This is a genomic window from Nitrosomonas sp. (assembly GCF_019752415.1).
Lineage (GTDB): Bacteria > Pseudomonadota > Gammaproteobacteria > Burkholderiales > Nitrosomonadaceae > Nitrosomonas.
This window is the reverse complement of sequence record NZ_JAIEME010000099.1, coordinates 1-5,562: the sequence shown is the minus strand read 5'-3', so window position 1 is coordinate 5,562 and position 5,562 is coordinate 1. Positions and strand designations below refer to the sequence as shown.

Below are 5,562 nucleotides of genomic sequence, written 5' to 3'. Positions count from 1 at the left end.
GTTTGAGGTATTCTTCGGGAAGACGGTGCGCTACACCAAACCACCGTCAGGTGTTGCACTTCGAAATTGAATCCGCGCATCAATAAACGCGGCCTACATCATCCGATTAAGTGTTAGCCGACACACTGTTCTTGATATGATTATGGCCAAGTTGGCCTTGGAATAAGGGCTGGAACGACTGCTAAAGATTCGCCGGAATTTTCGGCGGTTTGGGCTTACACCCCCTTATTGCGCAATTTAAATTGATTCGTGACAAAAAACGAACGACCGGACTATCAAGCATGATGGCTCCGGCCGTACATGAAGTGAGTGACGAAGATATCAGTGCAATAGCGGCTTACTTGTCAGGACTGTAAAACCGTTCACACAACATCAATTTGAATGCGTAACACCCGGTTGAATGTTGGAGATCAGCAAAAAACCGGGTTGTCCGTTTTAGAATCTAAAAACACTTCCAACCATAACAGTATTTAATACAGCGGCTTTGTCCTCAAAAGTAAATTTTCTTTGGGCATGTTGATACCCCATTCTTAAATCTACATTCTTATACAGTTTATAGCGTACTTCAACATCTCCTTGATAAATTTTTTCATTTCCGTTTCGGCGCTCTTCATCTATATGTCTGGACGTGAACAGATTGTGCTCGAAATCAAAACCTAGTATAATCAATGTCTTCTTAGTAAAATGTGTTGTCATTTCTGCCGAAACATAATGACTCCGGTAAGAAATATCGTCTTCAAACTGAATCCGCTTGCGCCCGCCGGTCTGACCTCTCTCGAAGTGATAACCCAGCACAAAATCCATACCAGGTCGAATCTCCCATTCCAGGTGGGCACCAACTGTCCAGAAATCGGTATCTCGATGGGAAAAGTTTCTGTTATACGATCTGTTTCCATATCTCCCTAGCGTTCGAAGGCTGAGATTGTCAAATATCTTGCGTTCTAATTCCACTGTTCCGAAATGGGTCGTTACTCGCTCAGAAAACAAATTTTCATTTGCTGGTTCTTGATTTGTGTTTTCTTCTTGCGCCTCTAAGATTCGTAAGTCCCGACGGATTCTATTTTTGCCAACAAATTGATCCGGCCCAAAATGGTAGCGAAATCGAAGATTAAAATCAGCCGGAAGCGATTGTGTTACTTGCGCGCCATAGGTTCCATGATTAAATTTCGTGTGTGAAGTAAACAAATAGCCTTGCGCCCTGAGTTCGAATGCCATTTTCCCCCAAGAAGGATGGAGTGTTTTGATCACATTTGCAACAGGCTCATACACGACGTCGTCGCCGACACCGGTGTTTTCAAGCAACGGCTGAGTTGGATCTTCTCTGAGTGAGAGCCTTTGCGAAGCTGAAAAGATTGACACATCACTCGTATAAAAAACGTTAGTTTCACCGATTAACTTTATTTCAGAACTGGCGGTATGGGGAAATAGAAGCAATGTTAGAACTGTAAACTGGATTACCTTTATGGTTTTAACCTTCAATCAGGCTCTCCAAACGTATTACGATCTTATATGTCACAAGCATGCTTGACAATTAAGTTGGTTAGTAGATCAAAAACGAGTTTCTGTGCTTGAACGTTTGTAGCCCTAATTGTGCTAAGAAACATTTCTAGGGCCTGTCTCATAATACAAAAATTATGGATTTTTGATTATGCAACTTATTGATTTTTAACAACCGTAATTCTCAAAAATGCCATTATGAGACAGCCCCTTCTATACTTCAAACCACAAATTACCTAAAAAAATGCTTGTTTATTGATCGGCCTTAGTTTGTTGAGCAACTTTAACTTTATGTAGCCGCTTGATGATTTCATCGGTGGTCACAACTTCATGAGCAAGGAATTCGTAGTTAATATGTGCGGCTTTTAGCGCATCTTCACCTGCCGCTGCTGTTGCGTCTGCAACAATAATCACATCAAAGCCATTTTCAATGGCATCTCTAGCATGCGATTCAACACACATATTAGCTACCATACCCGTCATGATTAGCGTTGTTACGCCATATTGCCTAAGTTGCAATGCAGCATCGCCAGTCCAAAAGTTACTCAAACCCTTATGTGGGTTCAAAACAACGGTATTATCATCAGGCTTTAAGTCCGGATGAAAATCGTGACCCCAGGTGCCCTGGATAAAAAGATTATTCTCGAACATGATCTTGTCAATGCCGTTAAGACTAGTCCAATTGTCATAATCCTTTTTGGTATACATATGAGTTGAATAAAACACTGGAATACCAACCCTTTTAGCGGCATTTCTTAATTGAACCAAGCGTTTAACGACTTTTCCCGCCACCACACCCTCACCAACCAAAGGCCAACCAGCCCCGCCTTCAGATATGAAATCATTTTGTGGATCAGTAATAAAAACCGCTGTCTTGCTCAAATCAATCTCAAGTGTTTGTCTGGGTATGAACTTTTGTTGATAAACATATTTTGACGCCACTGCATCATGCTTGTGTTTGTGATCTTGGCCGGACATCGAAACTGAATTGCTCAAACATGCAATTAACATGATCAGTGCTTTGCTTAAAGTTTTTGCGTTATACATATAAATATCCCTATTGAATAGTGTGGTTAATTGTTAATTTAGCCAAATATGTTCACGGAGATGTTTGATGCCTTAATTAATTACAGTGCAACAACACCTTGTGGTCGAGCCAGCAAGTCGTCCCGGACAGGGAGAGTTTCAGGCGAAGAAGACACTTCCTCAAGCGTGCCATCCGACTTAATCTTTAGCACATTCAGTTCGCTGCCTTTACCTATCGGTGTTTCAGGAAAAGTCCTATGTTTAACGATGTGCAGAAAAGCTTCCGTAGAATCCAAATCCATCTGATAGGGATGGCCATCACCTTTGAGTTTCAGCGTTTGAATTTCTACAGGGTTCGCTGGGTTGGCCAGATCATAAACAGACACTGTATTGTCACCATTATTGGTGGTGTAAGCGCGTGTACCCGCTGAGTTAATCTTGATCCAGCAAATCAATTCTCCTTTATTAGGTACTAATCGAACGAACGTTAACTTACCGTCATTATCATATTTGAACACTGCAAGGCGCGCGCTGGATACCATACTGACGTATATCAGTGGTTCTTTTGGATGTGCTTGCAATCCAAACATCAGAGGATCAGGTTCGCCATCATTATCCACATCAAGCCCGCCTTCAAATGCACCTGGCGGTGCAGGTGTGGGTGCATGCTGTGTCAATGTTCCATTGGGATTGATTTTGAACGACCTGATCATGCTCGGGGTATCCTTTTTGATATCTTCACCCCACATGGCGACACGACTGGCCAAGGGGAAGCGACCAAAGTCACCGTCAAAAATGAATTTATCTCTGACAAGCAATGCCTGAGTGGGTGATCGACTCGCAGTCGATAATTCAATCGTTGAATTTGGAATCGGCGTGAGTTTCCCGTTTTTGTCGACTCTGAAGCCCGTGTAGTTAGGCTTGGTTTTTGTCATATCACGCTCAGGGTCTTCATTTTTATTGACGACATATAATTTATCTCCCGCCAAAGCTAGACTGACAGGATTTTTACCACCCGACGGGAAAGGTGACCCCTTAATAGACACTAATCCGCCATCAGGTTGAATATCAAAAACCGCAATAGTATCCGAGCCTCCATTGGTGGCGAAAAGGCGTGTGTGTTCAGAATTGACAATAATATTCTGATCAAGATCAAAAGGCCCGAAATGGGGCAACCCAAATTCTTTTTCTTTAGTGGCATAACCCTTGCCTCCTGTATGAAATGGTGAGCCTGGCAATGGGGTTAGATTACCTCGATGATCTCGCCGATATCCGAGTATTGCATTGCCATTATCAACCGGATCGTTGCTCACTACATAGACCACGCCCTCCAAATCGGATACCGGCTCTTTGGGTGCAGCATTACTCACTTGAAATCCTAGACCGAATATTATCAGCGATAAAAATCCTAGAATTATTTTTAGCTTATCGGAACCAGAATGGCTTTTATTGCACCTTTCCTCAGTAAGCTCACAGGTTTTTTGAATATTCATAAATACAATCTCCATGACTATTTATTAGCGGGTAGTGCCCAGGAAAGCACTGTATAAAATCACAAGCAGTGGATTATTGCGTTGAACGGCACAAAGAAACTTGCATGTGGCTCTACCGAAACTCAAGATATCCGTTTTCCAATTTTCATGCACTAGAAATAAAGTACCCCGCCGCAAGCAGCGGGGTGCTAACTGCGCTTTTCTATCAGTTGGTTTACCCCAAAGGGACGGGGAATCAAACCAATAGATCTTACTTGGGCGTAGTCAAAGTAGGATAACCTTCAACATAGATCCAATCGTTTTGCTTAGCTGGCATATGGCAGCCTAAGCAATCTGCTTTATAATCATTGGATGCATTTTTACTGGTGTCGTCGGTTTTGAACAATGCCCAACCCCAGCCATCACCCCATATAGGATTGTTTTTAAAACGTCCTTTAGTATCCTTTACCATTACGAACCACTGTTTAATATCGCCTGTTGCATAACTAACGTTTTTTCCAGTTGTGTAATCTCCGGCTTTTGATGGGCGTAATTCTTTAACCAGAGTAGCGCCATCTGGAAACTTTCCATGTTTCCGATAGTAGAGCGCGGTTTCTGCTTCTGTATATACATCATGGAATCCACTTGCGTCACCTTCTGGCACGAACCAGGAACCCAGATGTATCATTGAAATACGAAAATCTTCAGGTAGACTGATATTTCCTGATTTATCAACATAAGGTGAAAAACCTGTGTCATCGGCTATCGCCTCGCTCGTTTGTAGCAACATTGTTACCATCGACAAAATAATTAAAGTTGAACCTATAGAGGATAAGCTCAACTTTCTTGTTAGCATAAAGTTTTCCATTATCACCATTCCCCCCCGACAGCCTTCTTAGGATTCGCTTTAGCGGCTTCTAAGACTGGATAATATTGTGTAAATACGAAGTCGTCTTTTGCTGACTCATCATGACAAGCGTTACAACTTGCTGTTGGCTCAGCCTTTGTTGTCTTTTTCAGAGACTTATGATCTTCTGTTGAGAAGCTGAAGTAAGCCCAATTACCAGGCTCATTTGGAAATTCACGTTTACTTTTTATAGTTGCCTCAAGACCTATGAATCTACCCATAAAGTAGCCCTGTCCACTTGGAGCAGATTTAGTGCCAACACTATTCATTTCCTTGACAAGAATGGTGCCATCACGAAACTTTCCTGTTTGCTTCCAGTGTTCCCAGCTCTCTGGATCAATGTAAACACTGTGAAATTCTGGAAAGCTAGCTTTTCCGTTATTCATGTCATTGGGTGTAACTGGAGCGCCCACATAAATCCACTCACGATATCCGGTAGGGCGTTCCAATTCGCCATTTTTGATAGTGAAGTACTCTTTTGCAGAAACACTGCTAGACATCAAAAAAAACATGACGACAGTGCTTGCAATGAATAAACTGGTTAGATATATTTTGCTTTTCATTTGTTTATTCCTTTTCAATACGCGGATTCAATTTCGAAGTGCAACACCTGACGGTGGTTTGGTGTAGCGCACCGTCTTCCCGAAGAATACCTCAAAC

The 5,562-nt window shown here is 42.2% G+C and carries 5 protein-coding genes; all 5 read right to left on the bottom strand.

Annotated elements, in window-relative coordinates; all coding sequences use genetic code 11:
- Positions 1-435 precede the first annotated feature (435 nt).
- The gene (locus tag K2P83_RS13500) at positions 436-1,479 is read right to left on the bottom strand and encodes an MtrB/PioB family outer membrane beta-barrel protein (protein WP_292930035.1); all 1,044 of its coding nucleotides are present in this window, start codon (positions 1,477-1,479) and stop codon (positions 436-438) included.
- Between the two features lie 270 nt (positions 1,480-1,749).
- Positions 1,750-2,544: a cysteine hydrolase gene (locus tag K2P83_RS13495; RefSeq protein ID WP_292930033.1), complete on the bottom strand. Its 795-nt coding sequence runs from the start codon at positions 2,542-2,544 to the stop codon at positions 1,750-1,752.
- A gap of 80 nt (positions 2,545-2,624) precedes the next feature.
- Positions 2,625-3,893: a beta-propeller fold lactonase family protein gene (locus K2P83_RS13490; RefSeq protein ID WP_292930031.1), complete on the bottom strand. Its 1,269-nt coding sequence runs from the start codon at positions 3,891-3,893 to the stop codon at positions 2,625-2,627.
- Between the two features lie 373 nt (positions 3,894-4,266).
- Positions 4,267-4,863 (bottom strand): cytochrome P460 family protein, encoded by a 597-nt coding sequence (locus K2P83_RS13485; protein WP_292930029.1) that lies wholly within the window; start codon positions 4,861-4,863, stop codon positions 4,267-4,269.
- A gap of 2 nt (positions 4,864-4,865) precedes the next feature.
- Positions 4,866-5,465, bottom strand: coding sequence for a cytochrome P460 family protein (locus K2P83_RS13480; RefSeq protein WP_292930027.1), 600 nt, complete (start codon positions 5,463-5,465; stop codon positions 4,866-4,868).
- Positions 5,466-5,562 lie beyond the last annotated feature (97 nt).